This window comes from Aeromicrobium piscarium (assembly GCF_007421815.1).
GTDB classification, from domain to species: Bacteria; Actinomycetota; Actinomycetes; order Propionibacteriales; family Nocardioidaceae; genus Aeromicrobium; species Aeromicrobium piscarium.
In genome coordinates this window covers 1-21752 of record NZ_VLNT01000017.1, presented here as the reverse complement: position 1 = coordinate 21752, position 21752 = coordinate 1, and the positions used below count along the sequence as shown (strand labels likewise).

22 protein-coding genes are annotated in these 21752 nt (G+C 68.2%); 14 read left to right on the top strand and 8 right to left on the bottom strand.

Annotated elements, in window-relative coordinates:
- Nucleotide 1: 1 nt before the first annotated feature.
- From FNM00_RS15500 to FNM00_RS15475, 6 genes are all read left to right on the top strand, one after another.
- Complete coding sequence (locus tag FNM00_RS15500; protein ID WP_143914456.1) at nt 2-673, top strand: VOC family protein; 672 nt, start codon at nt 2-4, stop codon at nt 671-673.
- 180 nt (nt 674-853) lie between these two features.
- Complete coding sequence (gene dapE, locus FNM00_RS15495; RefSeq protein WP_143914455.1) at nt 854-1915, top strand: succinyl-diaminopimelate desuccinylase; 1062 nt, start codon at nt 854-856, stop codon at nt 1913-1915.
- Entirely contained in the window at nt 1912-2643 is a 732-nt protein-coding gene (locus FNM00_RS15490; protein WP_143914454.1) for an LOG family protein, read from the top strand. The genes dapE and FNM00_RS15490 overlap by 4 nt, the downstream gene beginning before the upstream one ends.
- A gap of 41 nt (nt 2644-2684) precedes the next feature.
- A complete protein-coding gene (locus tag FNM00_RS15485) occupies nt 2685-3182 on the top strand; it encodes a DNA-3-methyladenine glycosylase I (protein WP_281281133.1) in 498 nt (165 codons plus the stop codon).
- A 206-nt stretch (nt 3183-3388) separates the two neighbouring features.
- Nucleotides 3389-3550 carry a DUF3117 domain-containing protein gene (locus FNM00_RS15480; protein ID WP_170931393.1) on the top strand — a complete coding sequence of 54 codons (162 nt, stop codon included), beginning with the start codon at nt 3389-3391 and terminating at the stop codon, nt 3548-3550.
- A gap of 6 nt (nt 3551-3556) precedes the next feature.
- On the top strand, nt 3557-3901 hold the full coding sequence (locus FNM00_RS15475) for a hypothetical protein (RefSeq protein WP_143914452.1): 345 nt from the start codon (nt 3557-3559) through the stop codon (nt 3899-3901).
- A gap of 101 nt (nt 3902-4002) precedes the next feature.
- On the opposite strand, the gene FNM00_RS15470 is transcribed toward FNM00_RS15475, so the two are convergent.
- Complete coding sequence (locus tag FNM00_RS15470; RefSeq protein ID WP_143914451.1) at nt 4003-4797, bottom strand: O-methyltransferase; 795 nt, start codon at nt 4795-4797, stop codon at nt 4003-4005.
- Nucleotides 4798-4816: 19 nt separating this feature from the next.
- Here FNM00_RS15470 and sigE point away from each other — a divergent pair, with 19 nt between their 5' ends.
- Nucleotides 4817-5368: an RNA polymerase sigma factor SigE gene (gene sigE, locus FNM00_RS15465; RefSeq protein WP_143914450.1), complete on the top strand. Its 552-nt coding sequence runs from the start codon at nt 4817-4819 to the stop codon at nt 5366-5368.
- A 176-nt stretch (nt 5369-5544) separates the two neighbouring features.
- Entirely contained in the window at nt 5545-6705 is a 1161-nt protein-coding gene (glsA, locus tag FNM00_RS15460) for a glutaminase A (protein ID WP_143914449.1), read from the top strand.
- Between the two features lie 99 nt (nt 6706-6804).
- Here glsA and tatB read toward each other — a convergent pair whose 3' ends face one another.
- The 4 genes from tatB to FNM00_RS15440 all read right to left on the bottom strand — a co-directional run bounded on the left by tatB (nt 6805) and on the right by FNM00_RS15440 (nt 10123).
- Complete coding sequence (tatB, locus tag FNM00_RS15455) at nt 6805-7104, bottom strand: Sec-independent protein translocase protein TatB (RefSeq protein WP_240190764.1); 300 nt, start codon at nt 7102-7104, stop codon at nt 6805-6807.
- Between the two features lie 26 nt (nt 7105-7130).
- Complete coding sequence (locus FNM00_RS15450) at nt 7131-8273, bottom strand: Mrp/NBP35 family ATP-binding protein (RefSeq protein ID WP_143914447.1); 1143 nt, start codon at nt 8271-8273, stop codon at nt 7131-7133.
- 84 nt (nt 8274-8357) lie between these two features.
- On the bottom strand, nt 8358-8864 hold the full coding sequence (locus FNM00_RS15445; protein WP_143914446.1) for a DUF1003 domain-containing protein: 507 nt from the start codon (nt 8862-8864) through the stop codon (nt 8358-8360).
- A complete protein-coding gene (locus FNM00_RS15440; protein ID WP_185973182.1) occupies nt 8861-10123 on the bottom strand; it encodes a magnesium transporter MgtE N-terminal domain-containing protein in 1263 nt (420 codons plus the stop codon). Before FNM00_RS15440 ends, FNM00_RS15445 begins: the two co-directional genes overlap by 4 nt.
- An 87-nt stretch (nt 10124-10210) precedes the next feature.
- Here FNM00_RS15440 and FNM00_RS15435 point away from each other — a divergent pair, with 87 nt between their 5' ends.
- From FNM00_RS15435 to FNM00_RS15425, 3 genes are all read left to right on the top strand, one after another.
- Nucleotides 10211-11086: a DMT family transporter gene (locus FNM00_RS15435; RefSeq protein ID WP_143914445.1), complete on the top strand. Its 876-nt coding sequence runs from the start codon at nt 10211-10213 to the stop codon at nt 11084-11086.
- 173 nt (nt 11087-11259) lie between these two features.
- On the top strand, nt 11260-12450 hold the full coding sequence (locus tag FNM00_RS15430) for an acyl-CoA dehydrogenase family protein (protein ID WP_143914444.1): 1191 nt from the start codon (nt 11260-11262) through the stop codon (nt 12448-12450).
- Entirely contained in the window at nt 12447-15020 is a 2574-nt protein-coding gene (locus tag FNM00_RS15425) for a DEAD/DEAH box helicase family protein (RefSeq protein WP_281281134.1), read from the top strand. The genes FNM00_RS15430 and FNM00_RS15425 overlap by 4 nt, the downstream gene beginning before the upstream one ends.
- Nucleotides 15021-15148: 128 nt before the next feature.
- On the opposite strand, the gene FNM00_RS15420 is transcribed toward FNM00_RS15425, so the two are convergent.
- Complete coding sequence (locus FNM00_RS15420) at nt 15149-17056, bottom strand: choice-of-anchor I family protein (RefSeq protein ID WP_143914442.1); 1908 nt, start codon at nt 17054-17056, stop codon at nt 15149-15151.
- A gap of 144 nt (nt 17057-17200) precedes the next feature.
- On the opposite strand from FNM00_RS15420, the gene FNM00_RS15415 reads away from it, so the two are divergent.
- Nucleotides 17201-18094: an alpha/beta fold hydrolase gene (locus FNM00_RS15415; protein ID WP_185973181.1), complete on the top strand. Its 894-nt coding sequence runs from the start codon at nt 17201-17203 to the stop codon at nt 18092-18094.
- On the opposite strand, the gene FNM00_RS15410 is transcribed toward FNM00_RS15415, so the two are convergent.
- Nucleotides 18030-18827: an aminoglycoside adenylyltransferase domain-containing protein gene (locus FNM00_RS15410; protein ID WP_143914441.1), complete on the bottom strand. Its 798-nt coding sequence runs from the start codon at nt 18825-18827 to the stop codon at nt 18030-18032. The genes FNM00_RS15415 and FNM00_RS15410 overlap by 65 nt on opposite strands.
- Before the next feature lie 42 nt (nt 18828-18869).
- Here FNM00_RS15410 and FNM00_RS15405 point away from each other — a divergent pair, with 42 nt between their 5' ends.
- Together FNM00_RS15405 and FNM00_RS15400 are read left to right on the top strand one after the other, a co-directional pair.
- Complete coding sequence (locus FNM00_RS15405) at nt 18870-19700, top strand: SDR family oxidoreductase (RefSeq protein WP_143914440.1); 831 nt, start codon at nt 18870-18872, stop codon at nt 19698-19700.
- A 162-nt stretch (nt 19701-19862) separates the two neighbouring features.
- Nucleotides 19863-21077 (top strand): HNH endonuclease, encoded by a 1215-nt coding sequence (locus FNM00_RS15400; RefSeq protein WP_185973180.1) that lies wholly within the window; start codon nt 19863-19865, stop codon nt 21075-21077.
- An 85-nt stretch (nt 21078-21162) separates the two neighbouring features.
- On the opposite strand, the gene FNM00_RS15395 is transcribed toward FNM00_RS15400, so the two are convergent.
- The coding region (locus FNM00_RS15395; RefSeq protein WP_143914438.1) for an IS3 family transposase at nt 21163-21752 on the bottom strand (590 nt) is incomplete at its 5' end.

The window sequence follows — 21752 nt, the reverse complement described above, 5'->3', positions numbered from 1 at the left end:
CATGGCACCTCTCGTCGCGTTCAAGGACCTCGTGGTCGATGCGGTCGACCCGCTCGCCCTGGGGCGCTGGTGGTCCCCGCGCCTGTTGCTCGATCTCGAGGTGCTCGCCGACGGCGATGGGGTGCTGCGCGGCGCGCGGCCCGAGCAGACGATCTGGATCAACGCCGTGCCGGAGCCCAAGGCGGCCAAGCATCGGGTCCACCTCGACCTCGTCTCCCACGATCTCTCGGCCTTCGAGGACACGCCCCGGCTCAGCGGGGAGGGCGAGTTCGCGTGGACCGTCTACGCCGATCCCGAGGGCGGGGAGCTCTGCGTCTTCGTCGTCCCGGAGCGCACGGAGGGACTGAAGGACATCGTGGTCGACGCCGTCGATCACGCCGCGATCGCGACCTGGTGGCAGGAGCTCTGGGGCGGCACCCTCGGCCACGACGACGGCTACACCTATCTCGACGACATCCCCGGCGCCCCGGTCGAGTCCTTCGACTTCGTGCCGGTCCCCGAGCCCAAGACCGTCAAGAACCGTGTCCACTGGGACGTCTGGCTGCGGGACGGAGCCTGTGTCGAGGACATCGTCGAGCGCGGAGGCCGGGTCCTGCGGCCACGCGGCGACGATCTGGAGTGGACCGTCATGGCCGATCCCGAGGGCAACGAGTTCTGCGTCTTCCAGCGCTGACGACGAGGTGGGCGGTAGATCCTCAACCTCACCGCCTCGTGGGCGGTAGATCCTCAACGTTATGACCGGTCGATGAGGTTGATGGCCTACCCCTACCCGCGGGTTGATGAGCTACCGCCACCCATGAGGTGAGGTCGATGGTCTACCACCGCTGACGGTGGGAGCCTCTAGGGTGGTCACGTGCCTGAACTGGACCTGTCCCTGGACGTCGTCGACCTCACCGCGGCGCTCGTCGACATCGCCTCCGAGAGCCTGCACGAGGCGGAGATCGCCGACGCGGTCGAGCAGGCCCTGCGAGCGCTTCCACATCTGCGCGTGGAACGTGATGGTCACTCGATCGTCGCCTCCACGTCACTGGGCCGCAGCGAGCGCGTCGTCATCGCCGGGCATCTTGACACCGTGCCGGAGAACGGGAACCTTCCGTCGCGCCTGGAGGGCGACACGCTGTGGGGCCTCGGCACCTGCGACATGAAGGGCGGCGTCGCGATCGCGCTGAAGCTCGCTGCACAGCTCACCGAGCCGGTCCGCGACATCACCTTCGTCTTCTACGAGGCCGAGGAGATCGCCGCTGTGCACAACGGGCTCGGACGGCTCGCCCGCGAACATCCCGAATGGCTCGCGGGCGACTTCGCTATCCTCATGGAACCGTCGAATGCCGGTGTCGAGGCCGGATGCCAGGGCACGATGCGCGTCGACATCCGCACGGTGGGCGAGCGATCGCATTCGGCGCGTTGGTGGATGGGCAGCAATGCCATCCACGCGCTCGCTCCGGTGCTCGACACCCTGGCCTCCTATGCGCCGCGTGAGGTCGAGATCGACGGCCTGGTCTATCGCGAGGGGCTCAACGCGGTCGGCATCAGTGGGGGAGTGAGCGGCAACGTCATCCCCGACGAAGCCGTCGTCACGGTGAACTTCCGTTTCGCGCCCGATCGCAGCGAGGATGACGCGTTCACCCATCTGCAGGAGGTCTTCGAGGGTTTCGGGCTGACGGTGACCGACAGCGCCCCCGGTGCCCTCCCCGGGCTCGACCGGCCGGCCGCGGCGGACTTCGTCGAGGCCGTCGGCGGCGAGGTCGGCCCCAAGTACGGCTGGACCGATGTCGCGAAGTTCACTGTGCTGGGAGTTCCCGCCGTCAACTACGGTCCCGGCGACCCTTCCTTCGCGCACAAGGCCGATGAGCACGTCCCCGTGGAGCATCTGCGCACGGTCCACGAACGATTGACGAGGTGGTTGACCCCATGAGCAAGCAGCGACCCGCGGAGTGGCGACGCGGCCCCATGCGCCTGCGCCGTGACGCGGTGCCCGAGTCCACGACCGATCAGCGCCTGCTGGATCATCGTGGCCCGCACGACTGGCTCCATACCGACCCGTGGCGCGTCATGCGGATCCAGTCGGAGTTCGTCGAGGGATTCGGCGGTCTCGCGGAGCTGGGCGCCTCCGTCGCGATCTTCGGCTCGGCGCGCACCTCGCCCGAGGATCCCATGTACGACGCCGCTCGACGCATCGCCGAGGGCCTGTGCGCGGCGGGCTATGGCGTCATCACTGGGGGAGGCCCGGGCATCATGGAGGCCGCCAATCGCGGCGCGAGCGAATGCGGCGGCGTCTCGGTCGGTCTCGGCATCGAGCTGCCCCACGAGCAGACCCTCAACGACTGGGTCGATATCGGCATCAACTTCCGGTACTTCTTCGTGCGCAAGACGATGTTCGTCAAGTACTCCCAGGGCTACATCGTCATGCCCGGCGGCTTCGGAACGATGGACGAGCTCTTCGAAGCGCTCACCCTCTCGCAGACCGGCAAGATCACGACCTTCCCGATAGTGCTCTACGGCTCGGAGTACTGGCGGGGCCTGGTCGACTGGTTGCGCGACACGATGCTGCCCGCCGGGATGATCGCCGAGGAGGATCTGGACCGTGTCCACCTCTGCGACGATCCCGAGGACGCGGTCCGCTGGTTCGTGGCGAACGACTGATGGTGACGCGGTGCGCTTGGGCAGAGGGCTCCGACCCGCTCATGCAGGCCTACCACGACGAGGAATGGGGGCGTGAGCTTCACGGTGAGCAGGCGCTGTTCGAGCGGATCAGCCTCGAGGCCTTCCAGTCGGGACTGAGCTGGTCGATCATCCTGCGCAAGCGCGAGGCGTTCCGGGCCGCTTTCGCGGGCTTCGACCCGGAGACGGTCGCGGGCTTCGGTGACCGGGACGTCGAGAGGCTGATGGACGACGCCGGCATCGTGCGCAATCGGCGCAAGATCGAGGCGACGATCGCCAATGCCCGCGTGGTGAACGAGTTGGACGGAGGTCTCGACGCCCTGCTCTGGTCGTTCCGTCCCGAGGTCGTGGTCGTGCCACACGACATGGACGAGATCCCCGCCGTGACAGAGGAGTCGACGGCCATGGCACGCACGCTGAAGCGCGCTGGCTTCCGTTTCGTCGGGCCCACCACCGCCTACGCCCTCATGCAGGCCACCGGCATGGTCAACGACCATCTGGCGGACTGCGTGGCCCGTTAGCGGTCCGTCGCGGCCAAGGCATGGTCCTGGCGACACCGGGCACGCACCCGAACGCCGCCATAGCCCCTGCATCAGCCACGACAGGCCACGAGACAGCGGGTCCGGCTGATTTTCTCGAACCCTATCGCCGATCGCCGTCGAGATGAGCGATAATAGATCGACACGTCCGGCGCATTCGCCGGACGTTGATGACGAGAGGGGAACACATGGCGGCCATGAAGCCTCGGACCGGCGACGGACCGATGGAGGTCACCAAGGAGGGACGCTGCATCGTCATGCGCGTCCCGCTCGAGGGCGGCGGACGTCTGGTCGTCGAGCTCACCAATGACGAAGCCGAGACCCTCGGCGATCAGCTCAAGGCCATCTGAGCTCGGATGTTCGGACTCTCGGTCCGTTGGTCACTGGCCGGCGCCGGTGATCGGGCCCTCGACGGCCTTCGCAGCTACGTGGAGGAGGAGTCCTTCGCGAAGTTCGCGGGTCTCGAGGGCCTGCGCTTCAAGACCTGGCGCGCCCGTGAGGGCGAGTGGTTCGAGGGCACCTATGTCTTCGTCTCCGATGAGGCTCGCGCGGCCTTCCAGCAGGATTTCGAGGCGAAGGCGTCGACGGCCCCGGCCACCGAGCGGCTGGGTGTCACCCCCACGATCGAGCCCTTCGAGGTCGTGGCCGTTGTGCGCGGGCCGGCTGGCTTCCGCTCCGCCGCCCGCTTCGAGTCGGTGTGATCTCGATCATTCGGTGGTCGAGTGCGAGGGAGCGCTAGCGACTGAGCGTATCGAGACCACGTCACGTGGTGTGATCTTGCTCTCCGTGGGAGGGGTTCGGCTCAGGCCCCGACCTGCACCGCGAGGAGACCGTCGCCGAGCGGGATCACGACGCTGCGCAGTGTCTCGTCGGCCTGGACTCGGGCGATGAGCTCGCGGATCGCGGTGGTCTGCGGATCGCGCTGGGACGGATCCGCCACGCGGTCGTGCCACAGGGCGTTGTCGAACACGATCATGCCACCGGGGCGGATGAGGCGGAGAGCTTCGTCGAAGTACTCGCCGTACTCGACCTTGTCCCCGTCGATGAGGACCAGATCGTAACCGTGGTCGATGAGCCGAGGGAGCACGTCGAGGGCCGAGCCGGTGATCAGCCGGTAGCGCTGCGGGGGGAACCCGGCCGCGACGAAGGCCTCACGTGCGAGCCGTTGGTGCTCCGCCTCGAGGTCCACGGAGGTCAGCACTCCATCGGCCGCCATGCCCCGCAGCAGATAGAGTCCTGAGACGCCCGCGCCGGTGCCGATCTCGGCGACGGCCTTGGCGTGGACGGCGGCCGCGAGGAAGGTGAGCGCCGAACCGGCGCCGGGGCTCACGGGGACGGCGTCGAGTTGTTCGCCATGGGCGCGCGCCGCGGTCAGGTGATCGTCTTCGGGATGCAGGTCTTCGGCGAAGGCCAGGCTCGCTGCGGTGGTGATGATGCTCTCCTCGTCCGAACCGTTGTCGTGGTTCAGCCTAGCGTGCCGCTTCCGTCCTGCCGTACGGACTCGCGCGCGAGGGCATAGTCGTGTCAGACTGGTCGTGAAGAACGTCACAAGTGCTGAGGGCGAACCGTCAGGAGTTTTTGGGGGTGCTCTCAGCATCGGGGCCGAGGATCTAACCATGGAGTCGAACACCGTGCAGTGGGACGCGATCGTCCAGGAGCACTCAGCGCAGGTCTACCGCCTGGCCTACCGCCTCACCGGCAACCGGCAGGACGCGGAGGACCTCATGCAGGACGTCTTCGTGCGCGTGTTCAACTCCCTCGAGACCTACGAGCCGGGCAACTTCGCCGGCTGGGTCCACCGCATCACCACCAATCTGTTCCTGGATAAGGCCCGCAAGGCTCAGCGCCAGAAGACCCATCCCTTCTTCGACGGCGCCGAGGAACGCCTGCCCAGCGCGGAGATCCTGCCGGAGTCGATCGTCCACGATGCCGGCTTCGACCCCGATGTCGAGGCGGCGCTCTCCTCCTTGCCGGCCGACTTCCGCGTCGCGGTGATCCTGTGCGATGTCGAAGGACTCAGCTATGAGGAGATCTCCGACGTGCTGGGCGTGAAGCTCGGCACAGTGCGCTCGCGAATCCACCGCGGCCGCGGGCAGTTGCGCGAGGCCCTCGCGCATCGCGAGCCGCGCAGGGGACGCACCCGCTTCCTGGGTCCGGTCAGCGTGTGACGATGGGGGCATGACCGAGCGCAGCGAGGGAACGATGGGGGTTGTCATGTCGGTGCCCGCGTATCGTGTGGTTCTTCTTTGGCGGGTGCCGGCATGACCGAGCGCAGCGAGGGAACGATGGGGGTTGTCATGTCGGTGCCCGCGTATCGTGTGGTTCTTCTTTGGCGGGTGCCGGCATGACCGATGATCCCATCGTCGATGCCCTGACCACCGTTCTCGACGACGTTCGCGATGACACGTCCGGCGATGTCGCGAATTACATCCCCGAACTGGCGTCAGCGGATGCCGATGCGCTCTCCTTGGTGCTCGTCTCACCGCACGGCGGCGTCCATGCGGCCGGGGATGCCGGCCACCGCTTCACACTCCAGTCGATCTCCAAGCCCTTCGCCTTCGCTCTCGCCTTGCAGACCCTCGGCCGCGATGAGGTGCTCGAACGGGTCGGCGTCGAACCCAGCGGCGAGCCGTTCAATGCCATCAGCCTCGAGCCGGGGAGCGGCAAGCCCGACAACCCGATGATCAACGCGGGGGCGATCGCCACCACGGCGATGGCACCCGGCGAGACCATCGAGGAGAAGACCTCGAGCCTGCTGACGCTGATGTCGGCATGCGCGGGCCGGGAGTTGAAGGTGGACGAGGATGTCTACGCCTCGGAGTCCGAGACGGGAGAGCGCAATCGCGGTATCGCGCACCTGCTGGCCTCCTATCGGGCCTTCGACTGCGGGGTCGACACTGCCGTCGAGAGCTATTTCCGCCAGTGCTCGATACAGGTCGATGCGAAGGATGTGGCCACGATGGCGGCCACCTTGGCTTTCGGCGGGCGCAATCCGGCGACGGGCGAGCAGGTGCTGGCGCCCGAGGTGACCCGCGATGTCGTGGCCGTGATGTCCTCCTGCGGCATGTACGACGCGTCGGGACGGTGGACGGTCCGCGTCGGACTGCCCGCCAAGAGCGGCGTCTCCGGCGGCATCATCGCCGTCGATCCGTCGGAGTTCGGTGTCGCGGCGTTCAGCCCGCGGCTCGACCGGTTCGGCAACAGCGTGCGCGGGGTGCGTGCGCTGGAGGAGATCTCGCGTCGCTTCGGCCTGCACATGCTCGCCGACCGACCGGAGACCTCGTCGCCGGTCGTGGATGTCGATCACCGCGACGACACCACCGTCGTCCGCCTGCACGGGCACATCAACTTCGGCACGGCGGCCCAGGTCGCGCATAGGATGCGTGAGGAGGCCGCCACGGCGCGGCTGATGCTCGATCTGCGAGACACCGAGAGGCTCGACGAGTCCTGCGGCATGGTCCTGCGTCGAGTCGCCGCCGACCTCGACGCCTCCATCGAGGAGTGACCCTCCGCCCCGGTAGTGGTAGACCATCAACCTCACCCCGGTGAGGGAAGGGTTGATGGCCTACCGCCAACAGGTGAGCAGGCGGGGAGGTGAGCGAGGTCAGGTGGCTTCGTCGTCGTACGGGGGGATCTCTCCGGGACGCAGGATTCGCGCGGGCGGTACCGGCGGCGGCGTGGCATCGCGGTCCTGTTCGGCGAGGACCTCGCGCACCGCCTGGCGGGGGTCGAGGTCCTTCCAGTCGTCGCCGACCTCACGCTGCAGATCCGCTTTGGCGTTGTCGGCCATCTGCTTGACGGTCCGCAGGAAGCGGGCCGACTGGCGGGCCAGCTCCGGCAACCGGTCCGGACCGAAGACGATCATCGCCACGATGAGGATGACCGCGATCTCCGGCCATCCCATCCCGAACACGGGTCAGGCTCCGCGGGTCACAGCCGGCCGGCGGGGGACAACCCGAGCTGCATGCCCGCCAACCCCCGCTGCCGACCGCTGAGGGCATCGGCGACGCCCTGCAGCACGACGGCCGAAGGGGCCGAGGGATCGGCTCCGACGATGGGATCGCCGGAGTCCCCGCCCTCGCGGAACTTCTCCTCCAGCGGCACCCGGCCGAGCACCTGGACGTCGTAGCCGAGACGAGAGCTCAGCTTGGTGGCGACCTCGTCGGCACCACCGGATCCGAAGACCTCCATGCGTTCGCCGCTCGGCAGCTGGAGATACGACATGTTCTCGATGACGCCGACGACCCGCTGGTGCATCATCGAGGCCATCGTGCCGGCGCGCTCAGCGACCTGCGCGGCCGCCTGCTGGGGTGTGGTGACGACGATGACCTCCGCACCGGGCAGATGCTGCCCGAGGCTGATGGCCATGTCGCCGGTGCCGGGGGGAAGATCGAGGAACAGCGCGTCCAGATCGCCCCAGTACACATCGGCCAACATCTGCACGAGTGCGCGGTCGAGCATCGGTCCGCGCCAGGCGACGACCTGGTCCTTGCGAGGCTTGAGCATGCCGATGCTGATGACCTTCATGCCCTCGGCCGCGGGCACGGGCATGATCATCTCCTCGACCTGTGTCGGACGCTGGTCGCCGAGCCCGAGCATGTCGGGGATCGAGTGGCCGTAGATGTCGGCATCGACGATGCCGACCTTGAGTCCGCTGCGTGCCATCGCGAGGGCCAGGTTGACGGTCACCGAGGACTTGCCGACGCCGCCCTTGCCGGAGGCGATGGCGTAGACCTTGGTCAGCGAGCCCGGCTGGGCGAAGGGGATCTCGCGCTCGGCGCGGCCACCGCGCAGGTGCTCCTGCATGGCCTTGCGCTGCTCATCGGTCATGACGCCCATGTCCACGGTGGCGAGGTGCGCCGGGGCGACTTTGGCGACCGCGGCCGTCACGTCGCGGTTGAGCGTGTCCTTGAGGGGGCAGCCCGCGACGGTCAGCAGCAGACGGACGGTGATCGTCTCGTCGGTGATGGTGATCGTGTCGACCATCCCCAGTTCGGTGATGGGACGCTTGATCTCCGGGTCGTTGACGGCGGAGAGCGCCTCGCGGACCTGGTCCTCAGTCACGGCAGCCATGATTCCTATCGTACGTGCCGTCGAAACCGCACCGACACCCCGTTGAGTGTGCGTGAGGTGCCCCCACACTCAACGGGTACCTGGTCAGCGCGGGGTGTCGGGGGCGTCGTCCTCGGGCTCCTTCATCTCGGCGATGAGGGAGCGGAGCTCGCCGCGCAGGAAGTCGCGTGTCGCGACCTCGCCGAGGCTGAGTCGCAGGCTGGCGACCTCGCGCGTGAGGAACTCCATGTCGGCATGGGACCGGCTGGCGGCCTCACGATCCTGTTCGGCGGTGATCCGATCCCGCGCCTCCTGGCGGTTCTGCGCGAGCAGGATCAGCGGTGCAGCGTAGGAGGCCTGCAAGGACAGCATCAGTGTCAGGAAGATGAAGGGATAGGAGTCGAAGCGCCAGGACGGCGGCGTGAGGATGTTCCACGCCAGCCACGCCGCGATGAACATCGTCATCCAGGCGATGAAGGTCGCCGTGCCGAGGAATCGCGCGGCCCCCTCGGCGAAGCGACCGAAGCGCTCGGGATCGGGGTCGCGGCGTGGTCGCAGCGACCGGCGCAGGTCGCGTGGTTGGTCCAGGCGTGCGCGCTCTCGTTCGGTCATCGGATCAGGCCCCCTTCCAGTGCGGTGTCGTCCTGCTCGCGCCATCCTTCGGGCAGCAGATGGTCGAGGACGTCGTCGATGGTCACGGCGCCGAGCAGATGCTGGTTCTCGTCCACCACCGGGAGCGCCACCATGTCGTAGGCCGCGAGCAGACTCGAGACCTGAGCCAGGGAGGTCTCTGGGCGCGGCCAGTCGATGTCATTGTCGACGATCGCTCCCACGAGGGTGGAGGGTGGTTCTCGCAGCAGCGCCTGGAAGTGCACGACACCCAGGAACCTGCCCGTGGGCGTCTCCACGGGTGGACGGCACACATAGATCATCGCCGCCAGCGCAGGCGGGAGCTCCGGCTCGCGGATCAGCGCCAGCGCCTCGGCGATGGTCGCGTCCGGGAGCAGCACGACCGGCTCGGTGGTCATCATGCCGCCGGCGGTGCGGTCCTCGTATTCCATCAGTCGCCGGACATCGTCGGCGTCCTCGGGCTCCATCAGCAGCAGCAGTTGTTCGGCGGTCTTCGCGGGAAGGCCGCCGAGCAGGTCGGCCGCGTCGTCCGGGTTCATCTCGCCGAGGACGTCGGCGCCACGATCCGGATCGAGGACGCCCAGGATCTCGGCCTGGAAAGCGTCGGGCATCTCCTCGAGGACATCGGCCAGGCGCTCGTCCCCGAGCTCGGCGACGATCTCGAGCCGGCGCTTGGGGGTGAGATCGCGCAGGGCGCTCGCGAAGTCGGCGGGCCGCATCTCGTCCATGGTCGCGAGCAGATGCGTGGCACCCTGTCCGCTCTCGTCCTGGGCGAGACCGCTCACCTCGTCCCACTCCAGTACGTGGCTCGCACCGCGTCGGCCGAAGCGCTTGCCCTTCTCCTGCACCGCGACATCCGAGACGTACCAGTCTCGTCGCGGATCGGACTCGATCGCGAGATCGTAGACCGTGCCCTCGAGCCCTTCTCCGAAGGAGACCGTGCGGTCGAACAGTTCGTGGACGGCGAGGGTCTCCGTGCGGCGTTGCTCGAAGCGACGCAGGTTGAGGACACCGGTGGTGATGATCTGACCGGAGTCCATCGATGTGACCCGCATGATCGGCAAGAACACACGTCGGCGGCCCAGGATCTCGACGACGAGACCCAGGACACGGGGCCGTTGGCGGGCGGTGCGGACCGCCAGGACGACGTCGCGGAGCTTGCCGACCTGATCGCCCACGGGGTCGAAGACCGCCTGCCCGACGATGCGGGACAGGAAGATGCGTCCGGTGGTCGTACTCACGGTAGAACTCTAGCCACGGGTCCCGATGGGTGGCGATGTGACGGAGGCGGGATCCGGTGCTCCGCGCACGCCGGGGAGACTGTTCCCGTGAGCGTGTTCCTGCTGGCGGTGGCGATCCTCGGCGTCTCGGCCTCGGGACCGCTCATGGCGGCTATCGCGGCACCGGCGCTGGCGATCGCCTTCTGGCGCAATGCGGCCGCCACGGTGTTGTTGGCGCCCTTCGCCCTGACGGCCGGCCGTCGTGACCTGATGCGCCTGGGACGCAGGAGGTGGGGACTCGTGGTGTTCGCCGGCGTGATGCTGGCCGGACACTTCGCGACCTGGATCGCCGCGCTCAAGCTGACCTCGGTGGCCGCTGCGATCGCGCTGGTCTCCATGCAGGTGCTCTGGGTGGTGGTGATCGAGGCCTTCCGCGGCACACGCACCGGACCGGTCGTTCTCGCCGGGTGCGCGCTGGCGATCGCCGGGGTACTCGCGATCACCGGCGTGGACCTCGGTGTCTCGCGCGATGCGCTGATCGGCGATGCGCTGGCGCTCGCGGGAGGGCTGTTCGCGGCCCTCTACGTCGTGGCCGGCGGTCGAGCGCGAGCGAGTATGAGCACCACGACGTACACCTTCTGCGTCTACGGGGTGTGCTCGGTGACGACCGCCGCGCTCTGCGTGGCTCTCGGGGTGAGACTGACGGGGATCTCGGGGCGCGACTGGTGGTTGATCGCCGGTGTGGTGCTCTGCGCGCAGTTCCTCGGCCACTCGATCATCAACCATCTGCTGGCGGTGATGACGCCGGTGGTGATCTCCTTGGCGCTGCTCCTCGAAGTGCCCACCGCGGCGATGCTCGCGGCCGTCTTCCTCGGTGAGGCGTTGCCGTGGGGCACCTATGTCGGGCTCGCGCTCATCCTCGGCGGACTGGTGGTCGTCATCTCCGCGCAGGGCAGACGGGTGCCGCCGCCGGCACCGGCGTAGAACCGAGATGTGCTCCCCGTTCGTCAACCGAGAGCTCCGGTGGTCGACGAACGGGGAGCAGATCTCGGTCCAGGTGGGCGAGGCGTGAGGCGGAACACACTACTCGCCGGTCACTCGCGGTGCCGCTCGCGGTACAGTCGCGACGATCACACCTGACACCGAGGAGGATCCCCATGGGTCGTCTTGTCCGTACCGAAGGCCTGACCGATGAGCAGGAGGAGATCCTCAAGCTCGTACGGCAGTTCGTGGAGAAGGAGATCCTGCCGGTCGCGACGGACCTGGAGCATAAGGACGAGTACCCGACGGACATCGTCGAGGGGCTCAAGGAGCTGGGCATCTTCGGTCTGATGATCCCCGAGGAGTACGGGGGCCTCGGCGAGTCGCTGCTCACCTATGCGCTGGTGGTCGAGGAGATCGCCCGCGGCTGGATGAGTGTCTCCGGTGTGATCAACACGCACTTCATCGTGGCGTACATGCTGATGCAGCACGGCACCGAGGAGCAGAAGCAGAAGTACCTGCCGAAGATGGCGACGGGCGAGGTGCGGGGCGCGTTCAGCATGTCCGAGCCGTCACTGGGCTCGGATGTCTCGGCGGTCTCCACCAAGGCGACGAAGGTCGACGACGGCTATGAGATCACCGGGCAGAAGATGTGGCTGACCAATGGCGGCTCGTCGACGCTCGTCGCGGTGCTGTGCAAGACCGACGAGGGCGCCGACAGCGTCTACCGGAACATGACCACCTTCCTGATCGAGAAGGAGCCCGGCTTCGGTGAGACGGCCCAGGGGGTCACGATCCCGGGCAAGATCGACAAGATGGGCTACAAGGGCATCGACACCACCGAGATGATCCTGGAGAAGCACCAGATCAGTGCCGATCAGGTCCTCGGCGGCGAGCCCGGCAAGGGCTTCTACCAGATGATGGACGGGGTCGAGGTCGGCCGCGTCAACGTCGGTGCCCGCGCGGTGGGCATCGCCAATCGCGCCTTCGAGCTGGGTGTGGCTTACGCGCAGCAGCGCGAGACCTTCGGCAAGCCGATCGCGCAGCATCAGGCGGTGCTGTTCCGGATCGCGGAGATGGCGACCAAGGTCGAGACCGCGCATTCGATGGTCGTGCGGGCGGCGCGGCTCAAGGACGCCGGCGAGCGGATGGACGTCGAGGCCGGCATGGCCAAGATGGTTGCGAGCGAGTACTGCAATGAGGTCGTCGAGGCGTCGTTCCGTATCCACGGCGGCTACGGCTACTCCAAGGAGTACGAGATCGAGCGGCTGTATCGCGAGGCGGCGTTCATGCTGATCGGCGAGGGCACGTCCGATATCCAGAAGATGATCATCGGACGCAGCCTGCTCAAGGACTACAAGCTCTGAGCCAGGCGCCTTACGCGCTCCGGCGCTTCCAGCGCGAGGCCCTCGCGACGTTGACCGAACGACGTCGCGAGGGCCGCCGCCGTCTCTGGGTCTCCCTGCCTCCGGGAGCGGGCAAGACGGTGCTGGGGATGGAGTTCCTCCGCGAGCTGGGGCAGCCGGCCGTCGTCTTCTGTCCCAATACCGCCATCCAGGGCCAGTGGACGCGGACCTGGGAGCGCTATGACTCACGGCCGGTCTCGACGGCCCGCCATCTCGACGGCCCCTTCACCGCCCTCACCTACCAGTCGCTCGCGAGCTTCGACCCCGACGAGCGGACCGGGGAGGAAGTGCCCCTCGTCGACCGACTGCACGAGAACGGCAAGGCGCTGGTGTCCGCGCTCCACGCCGCCGGCCCGGTGACGGTCGTCCTGGACGAGTGCCATCACCTGCTGGAGACGTGGGGCGCACTGCTCACCGAGGTGCTGGCGGAGATGCCGGAGGCGCACGTCCTCGGCCTCACCGCCACGCCGCCGGGCACCCTGTCGAAGCGGCAGGCGGCGCAGGTGGAGGAGCTGTTCGGCGACATCGTCTACAGCGCGTCGATCCCGGCCGCGGTGCGCGAAGGCGATCTCGCGCCCTTCGCGGAACTGGCGTGGCTCACCACGCCCGATGCCGACGAGGACCGCTGGCTCGACGACTCCTCGCGACGGTTCGCCGAGCTGACGACCGAGCTGCTGGACCCGGATTACGGCACGACACCGCTCCTGATGTGGTGTGACCGCAGATTCGGCGAGGTGCCGGTCGGCTGGAACACCTTCGCGCGGGAGGAGCCCGAGCTGGCGCGGTCGGCGCTCCGCCTCGTTCATGCGGGTCTGCTGGCCCTCCCTGAGGGTGCCCGTCTCACCGAGGAGCACCGGGTCCCGTTGTCGACCGATGACTGGTCCGCGCTCCTCGACGACTGGGTCGGCGGCTGCCTCCGGCACAGTGAGGACCCGGTGGACGAGGCGGTGATCGACGATCTGAGGGCCGCACTGCCCGGTATCGGACTGCAGGCCTCACGCCGCGGGGTCTCGCGTCCCGCGCAGTCGCGGGTGGACCGGGTGCTGAGCCGGAGTGTGAGCAAGATGCGCGCCGCTGCCGAGATCGTGGGTATCGAGCACATCGCGCTGGGGGAGCGGCTGCGGGCGGTCGTGGTGTGCGACTTTGAACGCGCGAGCGCGACGTCCGCGGCGGCTCTGCAAGGAGCGCCGGCCGAGCACGGGTCGGCTTTCGAGGTGATGGCCGGCCTCGCTGATGCGCCCGTCGACGCGGTACTGATGACCGGACGCACGGTCGCTGCGCGACCGCCCGTCGTCGACCGCCTGCTGGCGTTCATCGCCGCGCGGCGACCGGAGATCGCGGGCCGGCTCGAGCCCAGGGAGATCGAGGGTGCACCTGATCTGGTCGAGCTCGCCGGGCCCTGGACGAGTCGGCGGTGGGTGCCGCTGGTCACGGACTTCTTCGGCGAGGGCCACTGTCAGGTGTTGGTCGGCACTCGAGCGCTGCTCGGCGAGGGCTGGGACGCCCAGCAGGTCACCACGCTGATCGATCTGTCGACGGCGAGCACGAGCTCCGCGGTCATCCAGACCCGAGGCCGGGCCTTGCGTATCGACCCGGACTGGAGCCGGAAGGTGGCGCTCACCTGGAGCGTCGTCTGCGTCGCCCACGATCACCCCGGCGGTGACAGCGACTGGCGGCGTTTCGTGCGGAAGCACGATGGCTACTTCGGTGTCGACGATGACGGTCAGATCGTCTCGGGCGTACCCCATGTGGACGCCCGGTTCTCTCCCTACGTGCCGCCGGACCTCACTGATCTGGCGGCGATCAACGACGCGATGGCGGTACGTGCGCAGGACCGCGAGGTGATCGGCCGGCGCTGGCGGGTGGGTGAGCCCTATGAGGACCGGTCCCGCACGGTCCTTCGGGTCGTCGCGGACGGGGGCGCGTCCGTCCCGATGGTCGATGCTCCCCGAGCTGAGCCGGCCCCTCCGTGGGCCCGGATGGGTGAGCACGGCGTCGAGGGCGAGAAGGTGCGGCGGCACCCCTGGCGCGCCGCCCGCGAGGCCGCGCGGGACGACGGCCTGATCGCGCACGCCTACCTCGTCGCCGACGCACTCGCTCTCGGCGGTCTGTACGCGCCGGGTGCCGCCGGAGTCGAGGTCCTGGTCGACGCGACCGGGGCCTACCGCTTCTCACTGCGGGACGAGCCCGAGGACGGGATCTTCGCGCAGGCCCTCGAGGAGCTGCTCGCTCCGATCACCGTCCCGCGCTACCTCGTCGCTCGTCAGCTCGCACCGCCCGCCGGCGCGGCAGCCGGATGGGCGGTGCTCTTCGGGCGGGCCCATCCGGTCGGTCACACCTGGTACGCGGTGCCCGGAGAGTTCGCCCGTCGTCGCGATCGGCGCGAGGCGTTCGCCCAGAGCTGGGCGCGCTGGTTCGGTCCGTCCACGTTGCACGCCGCCGACTCACCGGCGGGAGAGGCGGCCCTGGCGGCCAGCGCGGGCCTCGCTCCCGCCGCCGTGCACACTCTCGTGCGTTCCGCTTGGTCCTGACCCCCCTCGTTGCCGGTCGAGTCCCGCTCGGGGTCTCGCCGAGTGGTGCAGATTCGCCCCGAAATCGACGATCGAGGGGCGAATATGCACCACTCGCGGGCAGGATTGCACCACTCGCGGAGGTAGCGTCAGGCGTTCAGGCGGCGCCAGGTGACGAGCCCGCCGCCGGCGAGCAGCGCGGCGCCGAGCGCGAACCACCAGGGCGAGACGGTGGCACCCGTGCCCGGCAGATCGCCGGTGGGCTTCTTCGCGGGAGAGTCTCCCGGCGGGTCGGTCCCCGGTGCGTCTGTGGGCGCCGGTTCAGAGGGCGGCTCAGTCGGCGCCGGCTCCGTGGGCGTGGGCTCGGTCGGCTCCGGGTCCGGTCCTGGACCGGACCCGTCCTCGTCTTCGGTGGTCACGGCGAAGAAGGTCGTCGAGCCCGAGACTTCATTGCCCGTGATGACGAGCGGCTGTTCGGTGGGGGAGTCGGCGGCGGCCACGAAGGCCACCCCCTCGGGTCCGAGGTCGCCGGCGCGTCGCAGCACATCCGCGGGGTCGGCTCCACCGTCGATCTCCTCCTCGGCCGAGACGGAGAAGTCGCGCTCATTGGTGTAGCGGACGAACTCCGGTGCGGTGGGGTCGGTGATGTCGTAGGCGATCACCCCGCCGACCCGCTCGAAGCCGATGAAGGCATAGGTCCGGTCGCCGACCTGACCGATCGCCAGGTTCTCCGGCTCGGGACCCTTGTCGTCGCTGCGGCCGTCGAAGTTCGACTCCGAGTGGTTGGAATTGAAGTGCTCCGGCAGCGCCTCTGCCACGATCCGCTCGAACTCATCGCCGGAGTCGAACACGAGATCGCCCTCGGGGGTCCAGATGGAGAAGGACCGGCCGCCGAAGGAGTACAGCTGCTCGTAGCAGGAGCCGTCCTCGCGCAGGCCGTTCTCCAGCGTGATGTTCAGGCGGCCGAGGTCGGCATCGCCGGTCAACGCGGCGGCGGTAGCGTCCTCGCAGATCGGCGCCAGGCCGTCCTTGCCGAGGTTCTTGACGCGGGCGCCTTCTGCGTAGTCGCCCCATTCCCTCGCGTCGCCCTCGTTCGCGGTCACGAGATAGGTCTGTCCGCCCGCGGAGTAGGCACCGATGCCGTCGGGTTGATACATGCCGAGCACCGGCTGAGGCTCGATCGCGATCGCGTCGTCCCGGTCCGAGGCGTCGAAGCCCATGCCCGGCTGGCTGTGATCCTTGAAACCCATCGGCCAGAGGTCGGTCACCTGGGCGCCGATGAGGTCGACCACCGCGATCGCGTTGTTCTCCTGCAGAGTCACGTAGGCGGTGGTGCCGTCGATGGCGACGTACTCGGGTTCGAGATTGGCCGACACGGGACGATCGGCGTTCACCTCGGGTCCGAAGATCCGGACCTCCTCGGGCAGGTCGCGTGGGCCGTTCTCCTCCCAGTCGTGGAAGGTCGCGGTGCGAACGGTCTCCTGCCCCGGGGCGGTGAGCTCATCGGGCAGCGTGACCACGCTGACCGTCCCCTCCGGGTCGGCGCTGTAGTCGTCGGCGGGTTCGCCCTCGTCGGCCGAGACTGCGTAGGCGCCGTCGGGCGAGATGCTGACCATGTCGGGTTGCGCGCCGACCTCGACGGTGCCGAGGTTCTGCAGTGTGGTCGCGTCGGCGAACAGCAGGTGGCCGGGATCGGTCTTCGTCGGTGCCTCGATCGCGGCGACCACGAGGCCGTCCTCGCGTACCGACAGGGAGTTCACCACCCCCTCCGGGGCCGCGATCGTGCCCACCTGGACCGGTGAAGTCGGATCCGAGGCATCGAGCACGTCGATCTGGCCGGACAAGGCGTTGACCACGAAGGTGCGCTGCGTACCGGCGTGGAAGGCCACGATCTCCGCGGCGCTCTCGTCGAACTGGCCGGTGTGATAGGTGCCGAGCGGGGTCAGCGATCCGGCCGGATCGGTATCGGCGGGGTACTGAGTGGTGGCTGCGGCCGCGGCGGAGGTCCCGAGGACCAGAGCCGTCGCGGCGGTCAAGGAGAGAAGTCGTCGATGCACGTGGCGAGACGCTAAGCACGGCAGACGACGATCGGGCAGCGCCCGCGTGAACACGAGGTGGCTGCAGGGCGAAGCCTTCCGCGCCGGCCGTGTTGCCTGCGAGGATGGTGGACGACTCAGAGAACGACCGGATGAGGTGCAGCGATGCCGTTCGTCGAGCTGGAGGCCGGACCCCTCGCTTACGAGGACACCGGCGGAGACGGCCCTGTGATCGTGCTCTGCCACGGCGTTCCGATGGACCACCGGGTCTGGCGCAAGGTCGTCCCGTTGTTGCCGGGCATGAGGATCATCGCGCCCACCTTGCCGCTCGGTGGTCATCGCCTGCCGATGCGTCCCGGTGCCGATCTCTCGCAGCGTGGCGTGGCCGGTATCCTCGGGGACTTCCTCGATGCGCTCGACCTCGACGACGTCACGCTCGTGCTGAACGACTGGGGTGGGGGTCAGTTCCTCATCAACGACGGACGCACCGACCGCATCGGTGGCCTGGTGCTGGTGGCCTGCGAGGCCTTCGACAACTTCCCGCCCGGTCCGGCGAAGATCATGAACATCGCGGGCAGGATCCCTGGTGGCTTCTCGCTGCTGTTGCGGTTGATGGGCCTGCGGGTCTTCCGGCAGATGAAGCGCGGCTACGGTGGTATGTCGGTCGTCGGTCTGTCCGATGAGCTGATCATCGACTGGTTCCGTCCGGCGATGGCGGATCGGCGCATCCGGCGTGACTTCATCGCCTTCGCGACCGGCAACCCGTCTCGTGCCGAGCTGCTCCGGCTATCGCAGCAGTGGAGATCGTTCACCAAGCCGGTGTTGATCGTCTGGGCCGCCGAGGATCGGCTGATGCCCGCCGTCCACGGCCCCCGGCTCGAGGCGCTCTACCCCGATTCCCGGCTGGAGGTCATCGAGGACGCGGCGACGCTCGTGGCAGAGGACCGGCCCGAGCTTCTCGCGGAACTCATCGCGGACTTCGCCAGCGCGAACGTTAGGTTTCCAGGCCGACCGCGAGCTCAGCCAGACGTCGCGCCAGCGAGGCGGCCTCGCCGGTGAGACTGCTCCAGTCGTCGTCGACGATGCCGCGATAGCCGTCCCGTGCCCGTTCGAGCAGTGCTCGGTCATGTCCGTCGAGATGCGCGGCGACCCGGTCGGCTGCGGCGTCCTTGGACACGATCCGGCCGTCGCGGGCCGTCACCACGGCGCGCGCGAGGGCCAGCAGGACATTGCGCTCGTCGCCGTCCAGGTCGTCGAGCAGTCCGGGGATGCTGGCGACGACCGCGCGGCGCAGCATGTCTGGGTGGACGGCTTGGACGAGCTCTTCCAGGGGCGGGCCGAGCAGCGCTCGATGCCCGGCGTGGGCAGTGGCCAGCAGCGTGACGATGTCGGGGTCCCTCGTAGGCGGTGACAGTGCTCCGTCGATGAGCTCGGCGCGCTTCCACTCGCCGTACTGGAAGTCCCGCGACGGCCATTCGAGCAGAGGAACGATGTCGTCGAGGACCAGGCTCGTGAACTCGAGCGGACGTCTGTCCGCGGCTTCTGGGAAGCGCTCCGCGTGGCCGGGCCAGCCGGAGTGAGCCAGCAGCAGCGTGATCAGATTGGCGCGCTCGTCCGCGGTGAGGGAGCGGCGTGTGAGCAGCAACAGGTCGACATCGCTGTCGGGGCGGAGCCGGGAGATCGCCGAACCGTAGAGGTAGAAGCCGGCGACCGTCCCGGGATCATGCCGTCGCACATGGTCGATGACGGGCGCGATCAGCTTCTCGGTGATGGCATCCACAGGCGACTCCATTCCTCGAGACGGTAGTCGATCCCCGTCTGATCTACTGGGCTCATGCACCCCGCGCGCACGAGCGAACTGGCCCGCGAGCCACTGCCTCTACGTGGCCGGTCCGTGGTGGTCACCGGAGTCAGCCGCCGCGCGGGGATCGGCTACGCCCTCGCCTGCCGGCTCGCGGCCTATGGTGCGAGCGTCTTCTGCCACCACTTCTCGCCACACGACGACGAGCAGCCGTGGGGCTCCGATGACCTCGGTCCGATGCTCGACGGCGTGCGCGGTCACCTCGTCGGGGATGCTCGGGTGGCCGACCTGCACGCCGATCTCATGGACGAGGGTGCGCCGGAGCACGTGATCGCGGCCGCTGTGGAGGAGTTCGGACGGGTGGACGCTCTGGTGTGCAATCAGGCGCTCAGCGGCTCGGACGGTGCTCTCGGCGAGCTCACGGCGGTCGAACTCGACCGTCATTGGGCGGTCGACGCGCGCGCGTCGATCCTGTTGGCGCAGGCCTTCGCGGCGCAGCACGAGGATGGAGCATCCGGTTCGATCGTCCTCCTGACATCGGGTCAGGGCCTCGGGCCGATGCCGGGCGAGGTGGCCTACGCGGCGGCCAAGGCGGCGATCGCCGGAGTCACCACGACCATCGCGGACCAGCTGGCCGATCGCGGCATTCGAGTCAACACGGTCAATCCCGGGCCGGTCGATACCGGTTATCTCACCGAGGACATGATGCGGTCGGTCGGACCGATGTTCCCCTTCGGTCGGTACGGCGAGCCGGACGACCCGGCTCGGCTGATCGCGTGGCTGCTGACCGATGAGGCTCGGTGGATCGTCGGACAGACGATCAGCAGCGAGGGCGGTTTCGGCCGCTGGCGTCCGCGCGGCTGAGCTGCCTCCCGAGGCGGCCGCCTCATCTGGCGGTGACGAAGGATGTGCCTCGGCGGTTGCTATGACCACCAGGGAGTCACATCTTCCGTACCCCCGGCAGTCCGCCGGAAAAGGCTGCCACCATCTCTTGATGTTCGAACGCTTGTTCGATACTATAGGTGTATGAGTTCGGGGGATCTGGCGCAGCGGCTGCGGGACACCGCAGCGTTGTTGGATGCGTTCGCGCCTTCGACCGATGCGCTACGGGCGCTCGAAGAGACGAGCAATGCGATCGATGCGGCCCAGGCTCAACTGACGGCTGAGATGTCGGAGACCCTCGAGCATGAGGGTGAGGGGTATAGCTCGGTGAAGGCGTGGTTGCGTGATCAGTTGCGGGTGAGCTCGCGGCGTGCGAACGAGCTGGTCAGATCTGGGGTGACGCTGAAGCAGATCCCCGAGGCCGTCGAGCTGGCTTCGGCCGGTGGGATGTCGTTGGAGCATGTGAAGCACCTGTCGTATGCGGTCACCCACGTCGGACCGGGACACACCCGTGACCTGCTTCCCGAGCTCTTGGACGTCGCCGCGTCGGCCGAGCCTGCCGCGCTACGTCAGGTGGTTCGCACCCTGCGGGATGCGGTGTATCCCGATGAACTGGATCAGGCGTGGATCGATGGCATGGCCCGTGAGGATATCCAGGTCAACCCCGTCCCCGACGGCTGGCACGTGTATGGGTTCCTCAACTCCACCACCGGCGCGAAACTCACCACGTTGTTGCAGTCCCTGTCGGCACCCCAGGGTGCGGATGATCCGCGCACGAGTGCCCAGCGGCGAGTCGACGGGCTGGAACGACTCCTCGACTCGGTGCTCGAAAATGGTCTTCCCGGGGACAAGGGGGTCCGCCCCCACCTGGCCCTGACGATCGACGCGTCGACGTTGATGGATGACGCCGGGGCCGGGGAGTTGGTGGGGTTCGGGACCATCGGCATCCGCCAGCTGCAGGAGATGATCTGCGAAGCAGACATCACCCCGGTCGCAGTCGGGGGTAAGGACGGAGTCCTGGACGTCGGGCGCAGTAGCCGGTTGGCGACGCCCAGGCAACGGACTGCGGTCCTCGCCCGACAAGGACACGAGTGCGCGTCCCCGGGATGTCGGGCGCCCGTGGTGCATATCCATCACATCATCTGGTGGTCCCGCGGTGGACCCACCGACCTGGCCAACCTGATCGGGCTATGTCCCAGATGCCATCGGGCGGTTCATGCCGGAGCACTCGTCATCGACCCCACGACCCACGAGTTCACCGACCGCCATGGCCGCCTCCTGCCCGGCGCCGACCCACGCCACCACAAGCGACGCCTCCCCACACACCCACCAGCTACCCGTCTTCCACGAGCCAGCTGAACCGCGCTGTGATTCAGCGATGCGATGCGGCGTGCACCGCAGCCTTGATCCTCCGCATTGAACCGCCCCAGGTTCGCTGCCGCTCCTATACGGGTTGCGGCTCTCGGTTGAGGGCCGCGTAGTGGGCTTGCTCGGACTCTGTTGGTGTCATCATGCCAAGCGACCCGTGCAAGCGCCTGGTGTTGTACCAGTCGACCCATCCGGCGGTGGCGTACTCGACGTCGGCGATGGTCCGGTAGGGGCCGGTGTGGAAGACCGTGGTGCGGATGCACTCGGTCTTGAACAGGCCGATCACGCACTCCATGAGCGCGTTGTCATACGCATCAGCCACCGTCCCGATCGAGGGCCGGATGCCCTTCTCGGTGAGGTGCTCGGTGAACGTGATCGATGTGTACTGGCTGCCGGCGTCGGCGTGGCCGATCAGCTCGCCGGGCACGATCGGGTGGCCTTCACGGTCGCGGTGCCACAGCGCCATCCGCAGCGGAACGTCGACCAGCTCGACGGCCTTGGTCGAGCCGATGTTCCAGGCGATGATCTTCTGGGCGAAGACGTCGAGGATGAACGCGACGTAGACGAACCCGGCCCAGGTCCTCACGTAGGTGAAGTCCATGACCCAGGTTCGGTTCGGAGCTTCGGCGGTGAAGTCCCGATCGAGGAGGTCACCAGCCCGCTTGC

Bases quoted from the DNA above. Each gene is read 5' to 3' on its own strand.
- FNM00_RS15410 (WP_143914441.1), bottom strand. From the start codon at position 18,827: ATGGAGTCGCCTGTGGATGCCATCACCGAGAAGCTGATCGCGCCCGTC.
- FNM00_RS15450 (WP_143914447.1), bottom strand. From the start codon at position 8,273: ATGGCTGCCGTGACTGAGGACCAGGTCCGCGAGGCGCTCTCCGCCGTC.
- FNM00_RS15500 (WP_143914456.1), top strand. From the start codon at position 2: ATGGCACCTCTCGTCGCGTTCAAGGACCTCGTGGTCGATGCGGTCGAC.
- sigE (WP_143914450.1), top strand. From the start codon at position 4,817: ATGGAGTCGAACACCGTGCAGTGGGACGCGATCGTCCAGGAGCACTCA.
- FNM00_RS15480 (WP_170931393.1), top strand. From the start codon at position 3,389: ATGGCGGCCATGAAGCCTCGGACCGGCGACGGACCGATGGAGGTCACC.
- glsA (WP_143914449.1), top strand. From the start codon at position 5,545: ATGACCGATGATCCCATCGTCGATGCCCTGACCACCGTTCTCGACGAC.
- FNM00_RS15490 (WP_143914454.1), top strand. From the start codon at position 1,912: ATGAGCAAGCAGCGACCCGCGGAGTGGCGACGCGGCCCCATGCGCCTG.
- FNM00_RS15475 (WP_143914452.1), top strand. From the start codon at position 3,557: ATGTTCGGACTCTCGGTCCGTTGGTCACTGGCCGGCGCCGGTGATCGG.
- FNM00_RS15415 (WP_185973181.1), top strand. From the start codon at position 17,201: ATGCCGTTCGTCGAGCTGGAGGCCGGACCCCTCGCTTACGAGGACACC.
- tatB (WP_240190764.1), bottom strand. From the start codon at position 7,104: ATGGGATGGCCGGAGATCGCGGTCATCCTCATCGTGGCGATGATCGTC.
- FNM00_RS15485 (WP_281281133.1), top strand. From the start codon at position 2,685: ATGCAGGCCTACCACGACGAGGAATGGGGGCGTGAGCTTCACGGTGAG.
- FNM00_RS15405 (WP_143914440.1), top strand. From the start codon at position 18,870: ATGCACCCCGCGCGCACGAGCGAACTGGCCCGCGAGCCACTGCCTCTA.
- FNM00_RS15445 (WP_143914446.1), bottom strand. From the start codon at position 8,864: ATGACCGAACGAGAGCGCGCACGCCTGGACCAACCACGCGACCTGCGC.
- FNM00_RS15400 (WP_185973180.1), top strand. From the start codon at position 19,863: ATGAGTTCGGGGGATCTGGCGCAGCGGCTGCGGGACACCGCAGCGTTG.
- FNM00_RS15430 (WP_143914444.1), top strand. From the start codon at position 11,260: ATGGGTCGTCTTGTCCGTACCGAAGGCCTGACCGATGAGCAGGAGGAG.
- FNM00_RS15470 (WP_143914451.1), bottom strand. From the start codon at position 4,797: ATGCTGAGAGCACCCCCAAAAACTCCTGACGGTTCGCCCTCAGCACTT.